17 protein-coding genes are annotated in these 20,570 nt (G+C 64.4%); 14 read left to right on the forward strand and 3 right to left on the reverse strand.

Annotation, left to right across the window (positions count from 1 at the left end):
* Positions 1–10: 10 nt before the first annotated feature.
* The 6 genes from INS93_RS02405 to azu all read left to right on the forward strand — a co-directional run bounded on the left by INS93_RS02405 (position 11) and on the right by azu (position 5,514).
* A complete protein-coding gene (locus INS93_RS02405; protein ID WP_179623775.1) occupies positions 11–583 on the forward strand; it encodes a HupE/UreJ family protein in 573 nt (190 codons plus the stop codon).
* Positions 584–796: 213 nt separating this feature from the next.
* Positions 797–1,711, forward strand: coding sequence for a glycerophosphodiester phosphodiesterase (locus INS93_RS02410; RefSeq protein WP_192980165.1), 915 nt, complete (start codon positions 797–799; stop codon positions 1,709–1,711).
* Positions 1,712–2,233: 522 nt separating this feature from the next.
* Positions 2,234–2,848: a LysE family transporter gene (locus INS93_RS02415; RefSeq protein ID WP_192980166.1), complete on the forward strand. Its 615-nt coding sequence runs from the start codon at positions 2,234–2,236 to the stop codon at positions 2,846–2,848.
* A gap of 236 nt (positions 2,849–3,084) precedes the next feature.
* Entirely contained in the window at positions 3,085–3,672 is a 588-nt protein-coding gene (locus INS93_RS02420; RefSeq protein ID WP_192980167.1) for a TIGR00730 family Rossman fold protein, read from the forward strand.
* Positions 3,673–3,738: 66 nt separating this feature from the next.
* Positions 3,739–4,674 carry a DUF808 domain-containing protein gene (locus INS93_RS02425; protein WP_192980168.1) on the forward strand — a complete coding sequence of 312 codons (936 nt, stop codon included), beginning with the start codon at positions 3,739–3,741 and terminating at the stop codon, positions 4,672–4,674.
* Between the two features lie 390 nt (positions 4,675–5,064).
* Entirely contained in the window at positions 5,065–5,514 is a 450-nt protein-coding gene (azu, locus tag INS93_RS02430) for an azurin (protein WP_160019240.1), read from the forward strand.
* 49 nt (positions 5,515–5,563) lie between these two features.
* On the opposite strand, the gene INS93_RS02435 is transcribed toward azu, so the two are convergent.
* The 3 genes from INS93_RS02435 to INS93_RS02445 all read right to left on the reverse strand — a co-directional run bounded on the left by INS93_RS02435 (position 5,564) and on the right by INS93_RS02445 (position 12,417).
* Complete coding sequence (locus INS93_RS02435; protein WP_192980169.1) at positions 5,564–6,457, reverse strand: transglutaminase-like domain-containing protein; 894 nt, start codon at positions 6,455–6,457, stop codon at positions 5,564–5,566.
* Complete coding sequence (locus INS93_RS02440; RefSeq protein ID WP_192980170.1) at positions 6,454–8,940, reverse strand: circularly permuted type 2 ATP-grasp protein; 2,487 nt, start codon at positions 8,938–8,940, stop codon at positions 6,454–6,456. Before INS93_RS02440 ends, INS93_RS02435 begins: the two co-directional genes overlap by 4 nt.
* A 183-nt stretch (positions 8,941–9,123) precedes the next feature.
* Entirely contained in the window at positions 9,124–12,417 is a 3,294-nt protein-coding gene (locus tag INS93_RS02445) for a DUF2126 domain-containing protein (RefSeq protein WP_192980171.1), read from the reverse strand.
* 222 nt (positions 12,418–12,639) lie between these two features.
* Between INS93_RS02445 and INS93_RS02450 the strand changes: the two genes are divergently transcribed.
* The 8 genes from INS93_RS02450 to INS93_RS02485 all read left to right on the forward strand — a co-directional run bounded on the left by INS93_RS02450 (position 12,640) and on the right by INS93_RS02485 (position 20,456).
* Positions 12,640–13,422 (forward strand): efflux RND transporter periplasmic adaptor subunit, encoded by a 783-nt coding sequence (locus INS93_RS02450; protein ID WP_192980172.1) that lies wholly within the window; start codon positions 12,640–12,642, stop codon positions 13,420–13,422.
* Positions 13,419–14,738, forward strand: a complete 1,320-nt coding sequence (locus INS93_RS02455) for an efflux RND transporter periplasmic adaptor subunit (protein WP_192980173.1) — start codon at positions 13,419–13,421, stop codon at positions 14,736–14,738. The genes INS93_RS02450 and INS93_RS02455 overlap by 4 nt, the downstream gene beginning before the upstream one ends.
* Complete coding sequence (locus tag INS93_RS02460; RefSeq protein ID WP_192980419.1) at positions 14,735–16,831, forward strand: efflux RND transporter periplasmic adaptor subunit; 2,097 nt, start codon at positions 14,735–14,737, stop codon at positions 16,829–16,831. Before INS93_RS02455 ends, INS93_RS02460 begins: the two co-directional genes overlap by 4 nt.
* Before the next feature lie 157 nt (positions 16,832–16,988).
* Positions 16,989–17,789 carry an aspartyl/asparaginyl beta-hydroxylase domain-containing protein gene (locus tag INS93_RS02465; protein WP_192980174.1) on the forward strand — a complete coding sequence of 267 codons (801 nt, stop codon included), beginning with the start codon at positions 16,989–16,991 and terminating at the stop codon, positions 17,787–17,789.
* Positions 17,777–18,784, forward strand: a complete 1,008-nt coding sequence (locus tag INS93_RS02470; protein WP_192980175.1) for a sulfotransferase family protein — start codon at positions 17,777–17,779, stop codon at positions 18,782–18,784. The genes INS93_RS02465 and INS93_RS02470 overlap by 13 nt, the downstream gene beginning before the upstream one ends.
* A 146-nt stretch (positions 18,785–18,930) precedes the next feature.
* On the forward strand, positions 18,931–19,428 hold the full coding sequence (locus INS93_RS02475; RefSeq protein ID WP_075745251.1) for a GNAT family N-acetyltransferase: 498 nt from the start codon (positions 18,931–18,933) through the stop codon (positions 19,426–19,428).
* A complete protein-coding gene (locus INS93_RS02480) occupies positions 19,425–19,754 on the forward strand; it encodes a DUF6916 family protein (protein ID WP_192980176.1) in 330 nt (109 codons plus the stop codon). The genes INS93_RS02475 and INS93_RS02480 overlap by 4 nt, the downstream gene beginning before the upstream one ends.
* A 51-nt stretch (positions 19,755–19,805) precedes the next feature.
* Entirely contained in the window at positions 19,806–20,456 is a 651-nt protein-coding gene (locus tag INS93_RS02485) for a phage tail protein (protein WP_160019229.1), read from the forward strand.
* Positions 20,457–20,570: the final 114 nt, after the last annotated feature.

Genomic DNA, 20,570 nt, shown 5'->3' on the forward strand with positions numbered 1-20,570 from the left:
GGAGATACTCATGAATCTGCGCAAAACCCTCTACGCCATCGCCCTGTTCTGCACCCCGGCGCTGGCCTTCGCCCACCCTGGGCATGGCGACTCCGGGATCATGGCCGGCCTGGCCCATCCGGTGTTCGGCCTGGATCACCTGCTGGCGATGTTCGCCGTCGGCCTGTGGGCTGCGCAGCAGAGTGGCGCGGCGCGCTGGGCGCTGCCTGTGACCTTCGTCGGCACCATGCTGGTCGGCGGCCTTCTCGGCTTCGCCGGCGTGGAAATCCCGCTGATGGAAACCGGCATTGCCGGTTCGGTGCTGGCCTTCGGTCTGCTGGTGGCCGTGGCTGCTCGTCTGCCGATGGTGGTATCCGTTGCCCTGACCGCTATCTTCGCCCTTACCCACGGCGTCGCCCACGGCCTGGAGCTGCCGGATCTGGCCAGCCCCTTCGGTTATGCCATCGGCTTCATCGTCGCTACCGCTGCGCTGCACGCCATCGGTTTCGCCCTGGTGCGCTTTCTGCCGCAAGCGGCGGCGCCGCTGGTACGCATCGCTGGCGCAGCCTCGGCCGCCACCGGTGTCTGGCTGCTGGCCAGCTAAGCGCCGACAACTCCTGGGGACGATTCTATCGTTCCAGGACACCCGCGATGCGCGCGGCGCACACTACCTCACCCAGTAAGGTGCGCCATGCGCACCGATGCCGCCTACATCGCAGACACTGCCGGTAGCGGTGCGCTACCGGCGTTTGCGTGGCACTTGCCAACGCCCCTGCGCTGGGGCACAAAGTCCCGAATCGCTCTCGAGACCCAGCCCATGCTGCGCTTCACTCGATTTCTGCTCGTCCCGCTGCTGCTGATCGGCGTCATCGTGCTAGTGCTGACACTGACCAGCCGTCCGGCGAGCTTGCCTGCGGTTCTCGTAGACCTCGGCGAACGCCCTCTGGTGATCGCCCATCGCGGTGGCAAGGGGCTGTGGCCGGAGAACACCCTGTTCGCCTTCGAACGCGCCACCGCCCTCGGCGTCGACATGCTGGAGATGGACCTGCACCTGAGTCAGGACGCCAAGCTGGTGGTGATCCACGATGAAACCCTGGAACGCACCACCAATGGCCAGGGCCCGGTCGCGCACTTCAGCCTCGCCGAACTGCAAGCGCTCGATGCCGGCTACAAATGGACGGCAGATGGCGGTCAGAGCTATCCCTACCGCGGCCAGGGCACGCGTATTGCCGCGCTGGAAGAGGTGTTCGAGCGCTTCCCATTGATCCCCAAGGTACTCGAAATCAAGGTGCCCGATGTCGGCATGGAAGCCGTGCTCTGCGAAATGCTGGCGGCTTATGACCAACTCGATCGGGTCATCGTCGGCAGCTTTCATGAGCGCAGCCTCAAGCGCTTTCGTGAGCTCTGCCCGGAGGTCGCCACCTCGGCCGGACCGGTTTCGGTGCGCCTGCTGCTGGCGCTGAACTGGCTGGGACTGAGCGACCTGCTGTCACCCTCCTATTCAGTGCTGCAGATGCCTCCCCAACATAGCGGCCTGACATTGGCCACCCCGCGTCTGATACGCAATGCACAGGCGCGAGGTTTGCACGTACAGCTGTGGACGATCAACGAGCAGCCCGAAATGCGACGATTGCTGGAAATGGGCGCCAACGGTCTGGTCACAGATTACCCGGATCGTGCCTTGCAACTGCTCGGCCGCCCGACGCAACTCAGCGCGTTACAGCCACAATGATGGCCAGCAACTCGCCACGTGCACATCAGCCAGGCCTGACAGGCGTTCCAAGGTTTTACCACCAGCTTATCCACAGATCCACCAACAAAAACCTGGGATAACCTGTTACCTCCTGGTGGCGCCCCCAGAAAACGCTGGACAATCCGCACCGTATCCTTATCGAAACGTCCGTCGCCTGGTGCTGCTCAAAAAACGAACGAAGCGCTGAGAGTCCCGTCAAATAAGACCTACAGCAAAGCTTACAGCGCTTACCAACAAAACTATCCACAGCTATCGTGGACAATCAACAACCTCCCCTAAAAACCCTTTGAAATTGTCAACCCCCTGTGCACAAAGGAAAAATTCCGCTGCTCAAATATTCGTCAGCGCGGCCTGAACGACGCACGACGAGGCCGGCAGACGAGCACCACCAGCTTACCCACAGAGATACCCACAGCCCCCGTGGAAAACTTTATTATCAGCGCCTGGCACGCCACCTGCTATGACATCAGGCTTCACTGCCTCTCCTAGTAAGGACACTCCATGTTCAGCTTCTTCCTCGCCGCCATGCTCCTCGGCTTCGTCTTCAACGCCGCGCCGGGTGCCGTGTTCAGCGAAACCCTGCGCCGTGGGCTGCGTGACGGCTACAAACCCGCCTTGCTGGTACAGATCGGTTCGCTGGTGGGCGACGCCACCTGGGCCGCCCTGGGCCTGACCGGCCTGGCGCTGCTGCTCGACAGCGCACAGATTCGCTATCCGCTGACGCTGGCCAGCGCGCTCTACCTGACCTGGCTCGGTTATCAGTCACTGCGCGACGCCCATCGCCCGCCGCAACCCAGCGACGATGGTCAGGTCGCCGCCGGCAGTGCCTTCGCCGCCGGCGCTGCGCTGTCGCTGACCAACCCGCAGAACATCGTCTACTGGGCCGCCATGGGCGGGGCGATGGCGGCCATCGGCGTCGCTCAGCCAACGCCGACGCACCTGGCAGTGTTCTTCGCCGGTTTCATGGTTTCTTCGCTGCTTTGGTGCTTCATCTGCGCCGGCCTGGTGGACTGGTTTCGCCGCGCCGCGTCGCTGCTCTGGCATCGCCTGACCTACGCAGCCTGCGGCGTGGTGCTGTTGGGCCTGGCCGGCATGAGTGCGATGGAGCTGGTCTGATCGCGCTGCGCCTATCGCCATCATCGAAACAATCTAACGGCGCGACGCCAGCAACGGGACTAGCCTCAACGACATGTCCCTGCGTCAGGAAGCCGCGCCATGCACCTCAATGATCTGCTCAAACAACTGCTTGCCAGCTACGCCTGCGCCACCTGCGGCATTGATACGCGGCACTGACACTTGGTAGGAGCGCAGCGGCTGGTTACCCTTGGCGCATTCAGCCAAGGAGTCCGTCCATGTCCCTGCGTAGCGTCTGTGTCTTCTGCGGTGCCAGCCCTGGCGCCAGCCCCGTCTACCGTGAAGCTGCCGAAGCGCTCGGCCACCACCTGGCCCAGCGCGGCACTCGCCTGATCTACGGCGGTGGCGCCGTCGGTCTGATGGGCGTGGTCGCCGATGCAGCGCTGAACGCCGGTGGTGAAGTGATTGGTATCATCCCGCAAAGCCTGGAGCGCGCCGAGATCGGCCACCGCAACCTGACCTGTCTGGAAGTGGTGGACGGCATGCATGCACGCAAGGCGCGCATGGCCGAGCTGTCAGACGCCTTCATCGCCTTACCCGGCGGCCTCGGTACCTTGGAAGAGCTGTTCGAGGTATGGACCTGGGGACAGTTGGGCTACCACGCCAAACCGCTGGGCCTGCTGGAGGTGAACGGCTTCTACAGCAAGCTCGGCGACTTCCTCGATCATCTGGTCGCCGAACGCTTCGTTCGCCCGCAGCACCGCGAGATGCTGCAGATCGCAAGCAGCCCGCAGAACCTGCTCGACGCACTGAGCGAATGGCGCCCCAGCGCAGCACCGAAGTGGGTGGATCGCTCACCGGGCTGAGCCTATACGCAGACATGTAACACAATGCTACGCTCTGCGGCTTCTCTCTCTCACGGAAGCCGCAACATGGCCGGAAGCAGCCTGCTCGCCCTGATCGACGATATCAGCAGCGTACTCGATGACGTCGCCACCATGACCAAGATCGCCGCGCGCAAGACCGCCGGCGTGTTGGGCGACGACCTCGCGCTCAATGCCCAGCAGGTCACCGGCGTAAAGGCGGACCGCGAACTGCCGGTCGTCTGGGCCGTGGCCAAGGGTTCGATGGTCAACAAGACGATCCTGGTGCCAGCCGCACTGCTGATCAGCGCTGTCGCACCCTGGCTGGTGGTGCCGTTGCTGATGCTCGGCGGTCTGTTCCTCTGCTACGAAGGTGCCGAGAAACTGATTCACAAACTGCTGCACAAACAACAGGATGACGATCAACAGGCGCACCTGAAGGCCATCGCCGATGCGCAGATGGATCTGGTGGCATTCGAGCGCGACAAGATCCGTGGCGCGGTGCGCACCGACTTCGTGCTGTCGGCCGAGATCATCGCCATCACCCTGGGCACCGTCGCCGCCGCCAGTTTCCTCAATCAGGTGCTGGTGCTCAGCGGTATCGCCCTGCTGATGACCGTGGGCGTGTATGGCCTGGTGGCCGGCATCGTCAAGCTGGACGACGCCGGGCTCTACCTCAGCCAACGCGCCAGCGTCTTCGCCCAGGCTTGCGGTCGCGGCATCCTGCGCCTGGCCCCCTGGCTGATGAAGGCATTGTCGGTGATTGGCACCGCGGCCATGTTCATGGTCGGCGGCGGCATTCTCAGTCACGGCCTGCCTCCTGTGGAAAGCGCCGTGCATCACGCCGCCGAATGGGTCGCGCGCGATGCCGGCCACCTGCTTTCGGCCATGGTGCCAACGCTGCTCAATGCCCTGCTGGGCATCGTCGCCGGCTTGCTCAGCGTACCGCTGGTCAGCCTCGCCACACGTCTGTGGCAGACGCTACGCAAAAAACCGGTTCACTAAGAGCGCTCATTTTCTCATCAATCGTCTGCGCCCCCTGCCGGGCGCAGTCGAGGCCGGCTTTCCCCAAGCTTATCCACAGCTTGCTCCACATCTTTCGTGGATAACCGGCCAGTGGCTTTCCAGAGACGCGCAAAAGCCTTGACCTCTCGCTCAAGCAATTCATTTCAAAGCATTTTTTAGTGGCGAGCAGGCGGCCTGGACAAAAGCTGAGCAGATACCCGGAAAGCCCGCGAGACCAGGCCTGGAACTGGCATTGCAGAGCTTCCCCACAGAATTATCCACAGCTTTTCTGGATAACCAGGCGTGGCGTTCGGTCGCATCCTTAAGTCCCGGAAGCTGTGCGAATCTCTTCAGACCTGACCGGAAATTCAGAATCTGGAGGCTTCAAAGATGCTGCGTAACGTTGCTCTGATGGCACTGCTTGGCCTGGCCAGCACACCACTACTCGCTGCCGAATGCTCGGTGGACGTCGAATCGACCGACCAGATGACCTTCAACACCCAGGCCATCTCCGTCAGCAAGAGCTGCAAGACCTTCACGGTCAATCTCAAGCACGTAGGCTCACTGCCCAAGACCGCCATGGGCCACAACTGGGTGCTGAGCAAGACCGCCGACATGCCCGCCGTGGCCACCGAGGGCATTCCTGCCGGCCCGGACGCCAGCTACATCAAGGCCGGTGACGAGCGTGTGATTGCCCATACCGATCTGATCGGCGGTGGCGAAAGCACGTCGGTGACCTTCGACGTCAGCAAGCTGGCGGCAGGCGAGGATTACAGCTTCTTCTGCTCCTTCCCCGGCCACTACTCGCTGATGAAAGGCAGCGTGAAGCTGGTCGACTGAGGCCGCTACTAACCGTGAGAGAGGCGCCTGTCGCACCCTCCCACGACTCTCATCCCAGCGGCAGCACCGTCACCTGCACGTCCGGGTCGTGGCTGCCGCCCCCCAGGATCACCCCACGCAACGGCGACACATCGGAGAAATCCCGGCCCCAGGCCAGGGTGATGTGCTCCAGTGCCGGGCGCACATTGTTGGTCGGATCAAAATCCACCCAGCCCTGACGCGGGCAATACAGCGACACCCAGGCATGCGAGGCGTCGGCGCCAATCAGGCGTGGCTGGCCGGGCGGTGGCTGGGTCAGCAGGTAGCCGCTGACGTAACGCGCCGCCAGGCCGCGCGAGCGCAGACAGGCGAGCATCAGGTGGGCGAAGTCCTGGCAGACCCCGCGCTTTTCCTCCAGTACCTGCAACAGCGGCGTCGCCACTTGAGTGGCTTCGGCATCGAAGCTGAACTCATCGAAGATCTTCTGCATCAGCGCCTGGCACGCCTGCAGCAACGGACGCCCCGGCGTGAAGCAATCGTCGGCGTAGTCGGCGAACACCTGCTTGAGACGCACGTAAGGCGACTCGAAGCGGTAGCGCGCCGCCTCCAGCAACGCAGGTTCCATCCGTTTGCCGCTGTAGCTGAGCGCGGCGCACGCAGCCTCCCAGCTCGGCGAATCGTCCAGTTCCAGCGGCGCACGTGTGAGCACCTCGACGCGCAGCCGGGCGCTGACCACCAGCGCCTCGTGCGGGCGCTCGAACACCAGGCGGGTCAGCGGGTTGCCGAATACGTCCAGACCGTCACGACGCTGACAGGGTGCGGGATCGATACGCAGCTCCCGTTCATGGCAACGCTGCCAGGGGCATTCGCGCGGCCACAGGTGCGCCAGTTGTTGCGCCAGGGAAACCGGTGCCGAGTACCGGTAATGGGTGTCGTGAAGAACCTGATACGACGCGCTGCTCATGAGGATTGCGTCCGCTGGCTGACATCGACATGGGCGAAGAAGCGCAGCCCGAGGTGATCGGATACCGCGCCGGCAGCCTCACTGATGGCCACCAGCAAATCGGCCAGACCTTCGAGCACCGCCCGGGTGCTGCCGGGGCCGAACAATGGGTTCTCCAGGCTGGCCAGACTGAAGGCGGCGAGCTGCTGTTCCAGATAGACCAGGTAGCGCTCGGCCGGCAGCTCGAAACGCTCGTTGAGACCTTCCAGCGAACGCAGCAGGGTACGCATCTGGAAGATCACGGCGTGAGGGTTCTGCTCATCGAGCAGCAGTAGGTCGAGTACCGGGATCAACTGCGCCGAGGCCAGGTAACGGGTGCGATAGGTGATGCTGCTGTTGCCCAGTTCCAGCAACCACTCCAGCGCTGACTGGTCGGTGGCCGAGCCGCTGCGCAGGAAGCCAGCGAAGCTGTCGCAGAGAAACTGCAAACGCTCGATATAGCGGCCGAGCATGAGAAAGCGCCAGCCGTCGTCGCGGGTCATGTCGTCGAAAGCGAAGCCCGACAGCGCCGCCAGCGACATCAGCAGACGGTTGAGAAAATCCAGCAACTCGCCGAAATCGGCCGGCTGGCCTTCCAGCAACTGCGCCTCGCGCTGCAGCTCCACCAGCGCCTGCCAGTTGGCCTGGGACAGCTTGCCGCGCACGCTGCCAGCAGCCCACTGCAAGCGCTGCAGATTGGAGCGCAGGCTGGCCGGCCAGTCGCTGCCGAGCAGTGCCTGCAGCAGACGCTCCGCCAGCTCGCCCTCTTCGGGATCTGCCAGCAGGCCCAACTCCTGCGCCAGCGCCAGCGCGCTCTGCAGCGCCTGCGGGTCGTCATCGTCATCGACGTAGCGCGCCAGCATGATGCGCAGCAGGCGCGCATTGCCCTCGCAGCGTTCGGCGTAACGACCGAACCAGTAAAGATTCTCCACCACGCGCGAGGGCAGGAAGGGGTCGCTGCGCACCAGGTCGGCAGTACCTATGGTGCGTTGCGTCTGCCAGGGTTCGCCGACGCTCTGCCGCGTGCCCAGCACCCAGGTATCCTTGCTCGCCCCGCCGCGCTGCATCGACACCACCTCGGCATCGGCCTCGGCGGCCACGCGGGTCAGCCCCCCGGGCATCACCCGGTAGCCATCGGCACTGGCCACGGCGAACACGCGCATGCCGATAGCCCGCGGCTGCAAACCGCTGCCATCCCACACTGGTGCCTGCGACAGCTTGGCCCGCGCTTGCGCGACATAGGCATAGGGGCGTGCCTGCAGTCGCTCAGCCAGCCTGGCGCGCTGCGCCTCGTCGAGATCACGGCCAAACACCGGGGTGAAGCTTTGCGAGGGAAAGGCCGGGCGCACCAGCAGTTCGTCGAGTTTATCCAGCGCCTCGTCCAGCACCGGCGGCTCACCGCCCCACCAACTGGCAATGGACGGCAGCAAGAGTTCCTCGCCGAGCAAATGCTCGCTGATTGCCGGCAAAAAGCCCGGCAGGCCGGGCGACTCCAGTACGCCGCTGCCCAGGGCATTGGCCACCAGCACGCGACCACGGCGCACGGCTTCGAGCAGGCCAGGGACGCCGAGGGCGGAGTCGGTGCGCAGCTCCAGCGGGTCGCAGTAGTCGTCGTCGAGGCGGCGCAGCACTGCATGTACGCGGCGCAGGCCGGCCAGGGTCTTGAGATAGAGAGTGGCGTCGCGCACGGTAAGGTCGCTGCCTTCGACCAGCGGATAACCGAGCTGGCGCGCCAGATACAGATGCTCGAAATAGCTTTCGTTGAAGCGCCCCGGCGTCAGCAGTACCACCAGCGGCGTCTCGCCACCGCTCGGCGCCTGACGCGCCAGGGTGTCCTGCAGGGTGCGGAAGAAACCGGCCAGGTACTGCACGCGCAGGTCGCGGTACAGTTCGGGGAAGGCGCGCGAGACGATCTGCCGGTTCTCCAACGCGTAGCCGGCCCCGGACGGTGCCTGGGTGCGGTCGGCGGTGACCCACCAACGACCGTCCGGCGCCCGGGCCAGATCCACTGCGTACAGGTGCAGCCAGGTGCCGCCCGGTGCCTGCATGCCCTGGCACGGCCAGAGGAAGTTGTTGTGGCCGAACACCAGTTCGGTGGGCAGCAGGCCTTCGGCGATCAGTTTCTGCGGGCCATAGAGGTCGGCCAGCACGCGGTTGAGCAGGGTCGCGCGCTGCGCCACGCCGGCAGCGATCTGCTGCCACTCGTCAGCCGGAATCAGGTTGGGCAGCAGGTCCAGTTCCCACGGCCGGTCAGCGCCATCGGGGTCGGCGTAGACGTTGTAGGTAACGCCGTTCTCCTGGATCTGCCGCGCCAGCATGGCTTCGCGCTGCGCCAGGTGCTCGGGCCGGCTGCGTGCCAGTTGCTCGTAAAGACGGCGCCAGTGCGGGCGTACATTGCCCTTGGCGTCGAGCAGTTCGTGGTAGGCGCCGTTGGGCGGCGGGTAATCGGCTAGCAGGTCGTGCATGGCAGGCTCGGCAGTGGCAAGGCGGTGCGGCTTTAAGCTCCCCTCTCCCATTTATGGGAGAGGGGCCGGGGGAGAGGGCTGAAAACAGCGCTAAGTCGCCCACTCTCCCCTCTCCCTGACCCTCTCCCCAGAGGGGCGAGGGGACTGATCGCGGTAGCCGACACTCAGGTGAGCAACATGTCGTCAAACGCGACGCAGATCCAGGGTCATCGGCAGTTCATTATTGTCTATCGGCTGCATGACAGGGCGCTTGCCTGGGCTGTGACCTAATCGGAAGAAGCGCGCCAGGCGACGGCTCTCCGCCTCGTAGGCATTGACCGGCAGGCTGTCGTAGTTGCGACCGCCGGGATGCGCCACATGGTACTGGCAACCGCCCAGCGAGCGCTGCATCCAGGTATCGACCAGATCGAACACCAGCGGCGCGTGTACGCCGATGGTCGGCTGCAGGCAACTGGCCGGCTGCCAGGCGCGGAAACGCACACCGCCGACGAACTCACCGACCCTGCCCGTCGGCCGCAAGGGCACCGGCACGCCGTTGCAGGTCAGCACGTAGCGATCCGGCGCCATGCCGTTCAACTTCACCTGCATGCGCTCCAGCGACGAGTCGACGTAGCGTACCGTACCGCCGGTAGCGCCCTCCTCGCCCAGCACGTGCCAAGGCTCCAGCGCCTGGCGCAGCTCCAGATCGATACCCTTGACGGCAAAATCACCGGCCTTGGGAAAACGGAACTCCAGATGCGGGGCGAACCACTCACTGCGCAGGCGATAGCCGAAGGTGCCCAGCTCTTGCAGCACGTCGGCGAAATCCTGCTCGATGAAATGCGGCAGCAGAAAGCGGTCGTGCAACTCGGTGCCCCAGCGCACCAGTTTCGCCGGCTGGTAGGGCTCCTGCCAGAAACGGGCGATCAGCGCGCGCAGCAGCAGTTGTTGAGCCAGGCTCATCTGCGCATGCGGCGGCATCTCGAAAGCCCGCAACTCGAGCAGGCCGAGGCGGCCACTGGCCGAATCCGGCGAGTACAGCTTGTCGATGCAGAACTCGGCGCGATGGGTGTTGCCGGTGACGTCAACCAGCAGGTTGCGCAGCAGCCGGTCGACCAGCCACGGCGGGCAATCGCGGCCCGGTTCAGGCATCTGCGCGAAGGCGATCTCCAGCTCATACAAGGCATCGTTGCGCGCCTCATCCACACGCGGCGCCTGCGAGGTCGGGCCGATGAACAGGCCGCTGAACAGGTAGGACAGCGACGGATGGTTGTGCCAGTAACTGATCAGGCTGCGCAGCAAGTCGGGGCGACGCAGGAAGGGCGAATCCCCCGGTGTGGCGCCGCCGAGGACGAAGTGGTTGCCGCCGCCGGTGCCGGTGTGGCGCCCGTCGATCATGAACTTCTCGCTGGACAGGCGCGACTGGCGCGCTGCCTCGTAGAGAAATTCGCAGCGTTCGACCAGTTCATCCCAGCTTGCAGCCGGGTGGATGTTGACCTCGATCACGCCCGGATCGGGGGTGACGCGGAAGAACTGCAGGCGCGGGTCCAGCGGCGGCTCATAGCCTTCCAGCAAGACCGGACAATTGAGCTCGGCAGCTACGGCCTCGATGGCCGCGACCAGCTCCAGGTAGTCTTCGAGATGGCTCAGCGGCGGCATGAACAGATACAGGCGACCCTCGCGCGGCTCGGCACAGAGCGCGGTGCGCACGATACCGGCAGCTGATTGCCCACTGGCCGGCCTCGCGCTCTGCGGGCCGGCACTGGCGCCGCGCCAGACACCGCGCAGCTGACGCTGGATCTGCGCCGGGCTGGGCAGCGGCGGCAGCGCCTGACTGGGGTCGACCGGATTGACGTAGGGGTAGTCGGCCTGACTGACCCAGGGCATGGAATCCAGGGGCAGGCGATAGCCCAGCGCCGAATCGCCGGGCAACAGACGGCAATGTTCGTCACGCAGGAACCAGCGCCCACTTTGCCAGCCCTCGCCGACCACCTGACGCGCCAGCGGCAGCACATGACCCACCACCGCGTCGAGCCCCTGATCGAACACCTTGCGCAGGCGCTCACGCTCCAGCGGATCGCTCAGGCGCGGATCGTCCGGGGTGACGTTGTCCGGCAGCTTGCGCTCGCGCCACAGGTAGTAGAACCAGTCTTCATAGGCGGGAAAGACGTTACCGCCGTCCACGCCCAGACGGTCCGCCAAGGTAGCGAGAAAGCGCGCAGCCGTTTCTGCCGTAGCGCCATAGCCACGCTTCTCATCGGCCAGCAACCTGGGGTCATGCCACAGCGGTTCGCCATCGCGGCGCCAGAAGCAGTTCAGCGACCAGCGCGGCAACTGCTCGCCGGGGTACCACTTGCCCTGGCCGAAATGCACCAGCGCCTTGGGCGCGTAATGGCTGCGCAGGCGGTAGAACAGGTCGGCAGCCAGGCGGCGCTTGTTCGGCCCGAGCGCGGCAGTGTTCCACTCGTCATCATCGGGGTAATCGAGGGCAACGAAGGTCGGCTCGCCGCCCATGGTCAGGCGCACGTCATGCTTGTGCAGGTCATCGTCAATCTGCCGGCCCAGCGCCTGGATCGCCTGCCACTGCGCCTCGCTGTAGGGTTTGGTAACGCGCGGTGCCTCCCACACGCGCTCGACGCTCATCAGGTGCTCGAACTCCACCTCGCACTCGTCCAGCCCGCCGGTGATCGGCGCCGCCGAGGATGGCTCCGGGCTGCAGGCCAGCGGGATATGGCCTTCGCCAGCAAACAGACCTGAAGTCGGGTCGAGACCGATCCAGCCGGCACCAGGCAAATACACCTCGCACCAGGCGTGCAGGTCGGTGAAGTCCTTGTCGGTGCCGGAGGGACCGTCGAGGGCTTTGACGTCAGCAGTGAGTTGGATCAGGTAGCCGGAGACAAAGCGCGCCGCCAGGCCCAGGTGACGCAGCAACTGCACCAGCAGCCAGGCCGAATCACGGCACGAACCTGCGGCCAGCTCGAGCGACTGTTCCGGCGTCTGCACGCCCGGCTCCATGCGGATCAGGTAGCGGATGTCGGCCGACAGGCGCTGGTTCAGCTCGACCAGAAAATCGATGCTGGGCACCGGCTCGCGGGAAATGCCAGCCAGGTACTTGGCGAACAGTGGCGTGGCCGGCAGCTTGACCAGATACGGCGTCAGCTCACGCTGCTCGCCCTCGGTGTAGGCGAAGGGGATGCGTTCGGCGTAGGGCTCGAGGAAGAAGTCGAAGGGGTTGAACACCGCCATCTCAGCGACCAGGTCCACCTCGACCTTGAACTCGCGAGTCTTCTCGGGAAACACCAGGCGCGCCAGGTAGTTGCCCTGCGGGTCCTGCTGCCAGTTGATGAAGTGCTGGCCCGGTTCGACCTTCAGCGCGTAGGAAAGGATACGCGTGCGACTGTGCGGTGCCGGCCGCAAACGTACGACTTGTGGCCCAAGGTTCACCGCACGGTCGTAGCGGTAGTGGGTGACGTGGTGCAGCGCGACATGAATCGACACGGCGGCCTCCTGCTAGCCTGGACGATACTCAGTGCAGCGCAAGACTTATGCCAGGGCTCAGACCACGCGCCAGCTAGGCCGGCCAGACAACCCACGCACCAGAAGCAGGCCGTGCGCGCACCAGAGTCGACATCATGCACCATATGGATGCGCAGTTACGGCCAATTTGCCGGGCCCGACTTCTGCCGTAGACTGCGCTGACTTCATGCAAGGACGTATGCCATGCCGCGCCACAGCCCTCTTTCGCCTCTCCTCGGCCTGCTGTTCTTGGCGTTCAGCCCACTACTCTGGGCCGACGACCTGCTGCTCGATTCACCGACTCCCTCCGCAACCCAATCCGGTGAGCGACAGGTGCGCGGCATCTTGCGCGCGCAAAACCAGGCGGTACTGTCCAGCGAACTGCCTGGCCGCATCATCGAAATGCCGTTCAGCGATGGCCAGGACTTCAACAAGGGCGACGTTCTGGTGCGCTTTGACTGCAGCGCTTACCAGGCCCAGCTCAATGCGGCCCAAGCCGCCACTCGCGCCACCCGTGAAGAGCTGAACCACAAGAAGCAGTTGGCCGCCCTCAATTCGGTCGGCCGCTTCGAAGTGGCGCTGGCCGAGGCTCGGCAGGCCCAGGCTCAGGCGGAAACCCAGGTGTATCAGGTACAGGTGAAGCGCTGCAGCGTCGTGGCTCCCTTCAATGGCCGTGTGGTTCTGCGCCGCGCACAACCCCACGAAAGCGTGGCCAGTGGCACCCCACTGCTGGATGTCGTGGATAACGGCACACTGGAAATTTATCTGCTGGTGCCGTCCAGTTGGCTTAGCCGCTTGCAGCCGGGCCAAACCTTCGACTTCACTCCCGACGAAACCGGCAAGCCGCTCAAGGCCACGGTCAAGCGCCTGGGCGCGCGTATCGATGAGGGCAGCCAAACCCTTCTGCTGATCGGCAGCCTGTCCGACGATGCCAAGGGCCTGCTCGCCGGCATGAGTGGCACGGCTCAGTTCCAGGTGACGGAATGAACGCACCGCTGCCCAGTACGGCCGAACGTGTATTTGCCCTGTTCCTCGGGCTCGAACAACAGGCGCGCAAGGCCGGTAATACCGAGCAACTGGCCTTCGCCATGGTCAATGACGGCCAGGCACTGTTCGGCTTCCGCCACGCAGCCCTGCTGATCGCCGGCAGGGTGCAGGCTTTGACCGGTATCAGCGTGGTGGAAGCGCATGCACCGTTCGTGGCCTTCGTCGAGCGCGCCACCTCGGCCTTGCTCAAGCACGGCCGACTGGATGAAGGCCACAGCGTCGACCCTGCCCAGTTGGACGAGCAGGCCCGCGCCGACATGAACGACCTGTCCGCCCCGCATGCCTATTGGCTGCCGCTGAAAAGCCGCAGCGGCGAAACCTTCGGCGGCCTGTGGCTGGCTCGCGACACCCCCTTCAGCGAAGCGGAGCAATCATTGCTCAGGCAGTTGGCCGATACCTACGCCCACGCCTGGCTGGCGCTACAACCACACAAGCCCTGGCGCATGCGTTGGCCGCGCAAGAAGCTGCTGGCCGTCGCGGCGGCGCTCTCGCTCCTGCTGCTGATCCCGGTACGCCAGTCGGTGCTGGCACCTGCCGAAGTCGTCCCGCTGGGAGGCCGGGTGGTCGCCGCGCCGCTGGATGGCGTGATCGCCGAATTTCTGGTCAAGCCCAATCAAAGCGTCGCCGCCGGTGACCTGCTGGTGCGCTTCGAAGCCACCAGCCTCAAGGCCCAGGCCGATGTGGCCGAACGCGCCCTGGGTGTGGCCGAGGCCGAACTCAAGGCCAACAGCCAGCGCGCCTTCGCCGATACCGAATCAGGCGCCCGCCTCGACCTGCTGGCCGCACGCGTCGAACAGAAGCGCGCCGAACGCGACTATGCCAGGCAGTTGCTGGCCCGCAGCGAAGTACGCGCTGAACGTTCAGGCATCGCCGTTTTCGCCGACGCCGAACGCCTGACCGGCAAGCCCGTGCAGACTGGCGAACGGCTGATGCAGATCGCCGACCCGAGCCAGGCCGAGTTACGCATCGAACTGCCGGTGGGTGACGCCATCGCCCTGCAGCCGGGGGCCGAAGTAGCGCTTTTTCTCGACAGCGACCCACTCAATCGTCATGAGGCCCAGCTGGAGCGCTCCGCCTACGAAGCACAGACCACCGCCGCCGGGCAATTGGCCTACCGACTGGATGCGCGCTTCGTCGATACCCCACCACGCGTTGGCCTACGCGGTACCGCCAAGCTGTTCGGTGATCGTGCGCCGCTGGCCTATTACCTGCTGCGTCGGCCTCTGGCCGCGGCCCGCCAGAGCCTGGGTTTCTGATGCTGCCTGCCCTGCGCCCCGATCTGCAGCTATCACCGGCGGCGCCTGGCCTCGACGGCGCCCCGCAATGGACGCTGGCCGACCCGCTACGCGGTCGCTACTTCAAACTCGGCGCTGCCGCCGTGCGCCTGCTGCGTCACTGGACACTGGGCGAGCCGCAGCGCGTATTGGCGGCAGCCAATGCCGAGCCTGGCCTACCCTTGGGTCAGGCCGAACTCGAGGACATGCTGCGGTTTCTCAGCAGCCATGACCTGATCGCCGCCCTGGACGAAAACCAGCGTGCCAGCTACGCGATGAAAGCCGCCGCTCAGCGCCAAAGCCCGTGGAAGCGGGTACTGCATCAATACCTGTTCTTCCGCATTCCGCTGTGGCGGCCCGATCCCTTCCTCAATCGCGCCTGGCCCGTGCTCGAACGCCACGGCCCCTGGCTGCTGCGCTGGGGCCTGCCGCTGGTCTTTGTGCTGGGATTGTTCCTGATGATGCGCGATTGGCAGCGCTTTCTCGCCACCTTCCCCCACCTGTTCAGCCTCGGTGGCGCATTGGCCTTCGGCATCGCGCTGACCTTCGCCAAGCTCTGTCACGAGTTCGGCCACGCCTTCATGGCCAAGCGCGCCGGCTGCCGGGTACAGAGCATGGGCCTGGCCTTCATGGTGCTGCTGCCGATGTTCTACACCGATGTCAGCGATGCCTGGCGCGTGCGCGACCGGCGTTCGCGACTGCTGATCGGCGCCGGCGGCGTGTTCGCTGAACTGCTGCTGGCGGTGCTGGCGTTGCTGGCCTGGTCATTGCTGCCGGACGGCCCCTTGCGTACCTCGGCCTTCATGCTGGCCAGCGCGACCTGGATCACCACCCTGGTGATCAACCTCAATCCCTTCATGCGTTTCGATGGCTACTTCCTGATCAGCGATCTGTGGGGCGTCGATAACCTGCAGAATCGCGCCTTCGCCCTGTGTCGCTGGCGCCTGCGCGAAGCCCTGTTCGGCTATGGCGAACCGGCACCGGAACCCTGGTCGCCAAGCATGACCCGACGTCTACTGATCTGGGGCTACGGTTCCTGGATATGGCGCGCAATCCTGTTCCTCGGTATCGCCCTGGCGGTCTATCACCTTTTCTTCAAGGTGCTTGGCATCTTTCTGATGGTGGTTGAGCTGCTGTGGTTCATCGGCCTGCCCATCTGGCGTGAACTGGGTGAATGGTGGCAACGCCGCGAGCAAGCCGACTCGCGCAAGGTGCTGATCACCGGCCTGAGCCTTGGCGCGGTACTGCTGGTGCTGATCGTGCCCTGGCGCAGCTCGGTGGAAATCCCTGCGGTGCTCGAAGCCTCACGCACCAGCGCCCTGCATGCGCCAGTGGCTGCGCGCTTGAAAGCCGTGCATGTGCAGGACGGGCAGAGCGTGGCAGCCGGCGACCTGTTGATGGAGCTGGATTCGCCCGACCTGGACTCGCGCCAGGCCATCGTCCGGCGCGAGACCGAAATTCTTCAGTTGCAACTGCGCCGCCAGTCGGCACGCAGCGAAACGGCGGCCGATGCGGGCATCCTCGAACAACGCCTGGCCGAAGCCGTGGCCGAGTACCGCGGCCTGGCCGCCCAGCGTGAGCGCCTGCAATTGCGCTCACCGCAGGCCGGCGTGGTACGCGACCTGCAACGCGACCTGAGCGCGGATCGCTGGCTACACCCTGCCGAATCACTGGCACGCATCGTCGAACCGGGGCTACGCCTGCGCGGCTATCTGGCCGAAGAAAATCTCTGGCGGATCGAAACGGGCAGCGAAGGACGCTTCATCACTGACGACCCGGCTCGCCCGGCGGTGAAAGTACGCCTGGAAGAAGTGGACGCCACCGGCGTCGCCTATCTGGAACTGGAAGCGCTCAGCTCTGATCACGGCGGCCCCATCGCCGTGCGCCGTGACGCACAGCGCCGCGCGGAACCGGTGCAAGCACAGTACGGCGTACGCCTGACGCTGCTCGATAACGCCATCCATCCCGATCACCCCCTGCGTGGCGTAGTGATACTGGACGGAGAGCGGCAGTCGCTAGTTGGCGCTGCCTGGCGGCGGATCGCGGCGCTTGGCGTGCGCGAAAGTGGTTTTTAAGAGCCTGTTCAAAGGCTCGCGAGCTAGAGCCAGGCAAGGCGAAATCAAGCGAAGAAGCGCAGTTTACGAGCTGTAAATGAGCATTCTGAGCTTGATTTCAACGCTGCATGGCCGACGCGCAGCAGACTTTGAACACGCTCTAAGACAAGGATGCAACATGAGTCTGGACGCCTTACCACGATGCTCCCGATTGCCACTGATGCCTCGACTACCCGCACTGTTAGAGGCTCTCGAGCGGGTTCCTGACGACGCCTGGCAGCATCACTTCAATACGGGCTACTACCAAGGTGAGTGGAGCGGCGTCGCACTGATCACCCCGGAAGATGCCCTCCTGCCTCTCGCCCCTGGGCAAGGTGCACCAGTGCCTGCCGACTGGTGGCAGGAGGAACAGGCTTGGCACAAGGTGCTCGCACTGTTCCAGACCACGATCCACAGCGCGCGACTCCTGCGCCTGGGTGCGGGCGCTCGCATTCACGAACACTGCGACCCCGACCTCGGCCAGCCCGGCGGCGACCTGCGCCTGCATATTCCACTGCTCAGCCCAGCAGACGTGGAGTTTCTCGTCGACGGCCTGCAAGTGCCCATGAAGGTGGGCGAATGCTGGTTCATCGACCTGTCCAGACCACACCGGGTGGATAATCCGGGGCCCGGTGCGCGCGTGCATCTGGTGCTGGATTGCCAGCCCAACGCCTGGCTGCTGCAACTAGTAGCCGCCGGACTGCGAGATACTCCTGCACTGCGGCCAGGTAGGGCGGAGCTGGCCTTTGCCGTCTTCCGCGAGCATGTGGCGCAGGACACAGCTCTCGCCGCACGCCTACGCGCCCTGGGCGACGCGCGTGACTTCCAGGCCGAGGCCGTGCGCCTCGCTGCGGCGTTGGGGCTGACCTTTTCCGAAGCTGAGGTAAAGGCTGCCATGCGCCGTGGCAGGCAAGCATGGAGCGACCAATGGCGAGCGTGAATACCGAGCAAGACTTCAGCGGCTGGCTACCGATCCGCGCCTTTTTTCAGAGTGGTGAATGGCGCCTGGACTGGTGCTGGTTCGGCGAGCAACGACTGACCCGGCCCTTCTTCCGTGACGATGTCGATCACGCGTTGCGCCTGCCCTTCAATCAGGCCTTCCGCCGGGAGACAGACCTCCAGGCGTTGCTGGACTGGCAGGCCGTGAGCCCTGGCATGTCGCCCACAGCACTGATATTCCACGCCTCACGCTGCGGTTCGACACTGATGGCGCAGATGCTGGCGACGCTGGATGACAACATCGTGCTCTCCGAACCACCGCCGTTGGACAATCTGCTGCGTGCGCACCGACTGGATCCCAAGGCGACGCCTCATCAACCCGCCTGGCTCGCGGCGCTGGTATCCGCCTACGGGCAACGACGTCAAGGCAACGAGCAACGGCTGTTCATCAAGCTCGATGCGTGGAACGTGTTCGAGGCCCCCTTGCTGCTGGCGCTTTACCCCGAAGTGCCGCGTGTTTTCCTCTATCGCGACCCGCTGGAGATCGTCGTCTCCCAGCTACGCCAACCGGGCATGCACCGCGTACCCGGGTTGCTGGGATCATCCGCACTGGATTTACCTGCAGAAGAAGCGCTGCGCATGACTCCGGCCGAGTACACCAGCCGCACGGTCGGCGCCATCCTCCGGCAAGGGCTGGCGCTTTGCCAACAGCATGGCGCGGTAGCAGTGAACTACCAGGAGCTGCCCGATGCCTGTTGGGGTCGGTTGGCCTCGTTGTTCGACGTGTACGACGCACATCTGCCACGGCTGCGCGAGACCGCCGGCTTCGATGCCAAACAGCCGTCGCAATCATTCACTGCCGACAGCCAGAGCAAACGCGAAGCTGCCGACGAGGGCCTCCGCGAAACCGTGGAGTACTGGGCGGGCAGAGCCTATGGAGCGCTTGAAGAATGGCGAACGACAAGGGAAGAGCACGAAAGTTCCAGCAGGAGTTGAATACGCGCCTACCGTCTATCCGGATAGTGGCGATTGACCCCGGACTTCAGCTACCCTCCGACCTGTAAGTCGCATAGTGGCAAAACAAAACGAACCGGTTCCGGCTCACGCCGCGGTAGCACGGAAGCAAAAAGGACACCCACACCATGCGTTCCCACGAATTGCATCTTCGGCCTGCCGAGGAGACTGATCTAAACTTTCTGCGCAGGCTTTATGCGAGTACCCGCGCTCAGGAAATGGCGCTCAGCGGTTGGGATCAACCAGTCATTGATGCCTTTCTCGCACAGCAGTTCGACGCCCAGCACCGCTATTACCAGGAGCATTATCAAGGCTCCGACTTCTCCCTGATCTGCCACGGTGACCTGGCTATCGGCCGCCTCTACATCTTCCGCGGCCCAACCATGATCAACCTCATCGACATTTCGCTGCTCCCCGAATGGCGGGGCAAGGGAATCGGCACCCGCTATCTGGCTGCACTGGTCGATGAAGCGGATGCCGCAGAGAAGTCGATGCGCCTGTTCGTCGAACCCACTAATCCGGCCAAGCGCCTGTACGAGCGCTTTGCCTTCAGGGCCAGCGGTTCCAACCATATCTACCTGCAGATGCACCGCGAAGCCGTGCCCGCTCTGGCGGTACCGGCATGAGCCAGGTGCCCAGCCTCGAAGACTTCGAGCGCCACCTCCAGCACCCCTGGCAGTTGCGCTGGGACGAAGGTGAAGGTGTGACCATCACCCTGGTGGAGGCCTATGAAGGCGTGGCGATGACCGCCCGCTACCACTGTTACAGTGCAATTTTTGCTCAGCCCGTGGGGCTCCAGCTGCCCCAATATTGCTATCGGCTACGCAGCCCGGAAGGTGGTGAATGGGAGGCGATGCTCACCCCCATCGGCCCGGATGAGGAAGGCGACCGGCATCTGTTGCAGGCGCTGTTCCATGTAAAGCGGCAAAAGCCGGCCGAGCCCCTGCTCTAGAACAATAAACACCAGTGCCGCGTGCGCGGCTGCATCAAGGAGAGATAGGTAATGAGCGATCCATTCATGGGCGAGATCCGTATGGTGGGCTTCAACTTCGCCCCCCGGGGCTGGGCGACCTGCCAGGGACAGATCATGGCCATCCAACAGAACTCGGCACTGTTCGCGCTGCTGGGCACCATCTACGGCGGCAATGGCCAAACTACCTTCGGGCTGCCGAACTTCTCCGGGCGTAGCCCGGTGGGACAAGGCACCGGCCCAGGCCTGACGACGGTCACAATCGGGGAAGTGGCGGGTGTAGAGAGCGTCACGTTGAACGTCACCCAAATGCCTATCCATCAGCCCGTCGCTCAATTCGCCGGCCAGGCCAGTGCCGTGAGCCTCACGGGTTCCAGCGTCGACGTCGCAACTGGTACGCCAGGTGCCATGGCGGCGCCCACTGCAGGAGCCACGGTGTACCTGTCGAACACCACTGCCAAGGCCGGTCCAACCGCAGTGACCATCAATGGTCTATTCACCTCAACCGCCCCGGATGCCTCCAAGGCCAGCCTGGGCGGCGTTCACGGGCAGGGCTCAGTCATTCCCCAGGGAACCGTGACTGTATCGCCTGTTGGTGGCAGCCAACCGATCGGCATCCGCAATCCCTATCTGGGCACCAACTTCGTCATTGCGCTGGAAGGCATCTTCCCGTCGCGTAACTGAGTGATCGAGCCGACTCGTGCATTCGGGTCGGCAGGCAAGTACAAGGGAAGGGCCAATGGAGCTCTCCTCTTCTTGAAAGTGGTAGGAGGTGCTCCATGTTTTGGAAGAAGACTG

The organism is Pseudomonas sp. EggHat1, from assembly GCF_014892995.1.
Taxonomy (GTDB): Bacteria; Pseudomonadota; Gammaproteobacteria; order Pseudomonadales; family Pseudomonadaceae; genus Aquipseudomonas; species Aquipseudomonas chaetocerotis.

What these genes read in the sequence shown, in the direction of transcription:
- INS93_RS02405 (WP_179623775.1), top strand. Translation starts at nt 11, where the DNA reads ATGAATCTGCGCAAAACCCTCTACGCCATCGCCCTGTTCTGCACCCCG.
- INS93_RS02410 (WP_192980165.1), top strand. Translation starts at nt 797, where the DNA reads ATGCTGCGCTTCACTCGATTTCTGCTCGTCCCGCTGCTGCTGATCGGC.
- INS93_RS02415 (WP_192980166.1), top strand. Translation starts at nt 2,234, where the DNA reads ATGTTCAGCTTCTTCCTCGCCGCCATGCTCCTCGGCTTCGTCTTCAAC.
- INS93_RS02420 (WP_192980167.1), top strand. Translation starts at nt 3,085, where the DNA reads ATGTCCCTGCGTAGCGTCTGTGTCTTCTGCGGTGCCAGCCCTGGCGCC.
- INS93_RS02425 (WP_192980168.1), top strand. Translation starts at nt 3,739, where the DNA reads ATGGCCGGAAGCAGCCTGCTCGCCCTGATCGACGATATCAGCAGCGTA.
- azu (WP_160019240.1), top strand. Translation starts at nt 5,065, where the DNA reads ATGCTGCGTAACGTTGCTCTGATGGCACTGCTTGGCCTGGCCAGCACA.
- INS93_RS02435 (WP_192980169.1), bottom strand. Translation starts at nt 6,457, where the DNA reads ATGAGCAGCGCGTCGTATCAGGTTCTTCACGACACCCATTACCGGTAC.
- INS93_RS02440 (WP_192980170.1), bottom strand. Translation starts at nt 8,940, where the DNA reads ATGCACGACCTGCTAGCCGATTACCCGCCGCCCAACGGCGCCTACCAC.
- INS93_RS02450 (WP_192980172.1), top strand. Translation starts at nt 12,640, where the DNA reads ATGCCGCGCCACAGCCCTCTTTCGCCTCTCCTCGGCCTGCTGTTCTTG.
- INS93_RS02455 (WP_192980173.1), top strand. Translation starts at nt 13,419, where the DNA reads ATGAACGCACCGCTGCCCAGTACGGCCGAACGTGTATTTGCCCTGTTC.
- INS93_RS02465 (WP_192980174.1), top strand. Translation starts at nt 16,989, where the DNA reads ATGAGTCTGGACGCCTTACCACGATGCTCCCGATTGCCACTGATGCCT.
- INS93_RS02470 (WP_192980175.1), top strand. Translation starts at nt 17,777, where the DNA reads ATGGCGAGCGTGAATACCGAGCAAGACTTCAGCGGCTGGCTACCGATC.
- INS93_RS02475 (WP_075745251.1), top strand. Translation starts at nt 18,931, where the DNA reads ATGCGTTCCCACGAATTGCATCTTCGGCCTGCCGAGGAGACTGATCTA.
- INS93_RS02480 (WP_192980176.1), top strand. Translation starts at nt 19,425, where the DNA reads ATGAGCCAGGTGCCCAGCCTCGAAGACTTCGAGCGCCACCTCCAGCAC.
- INS93_RS02485 (WP_160019229.1), top strand. Translation starts at nt 19,806, where the DNA reads ATGAGCGATCCATTCATGGGCGAGATCCGTATGGTGGGCTTCAACTTC.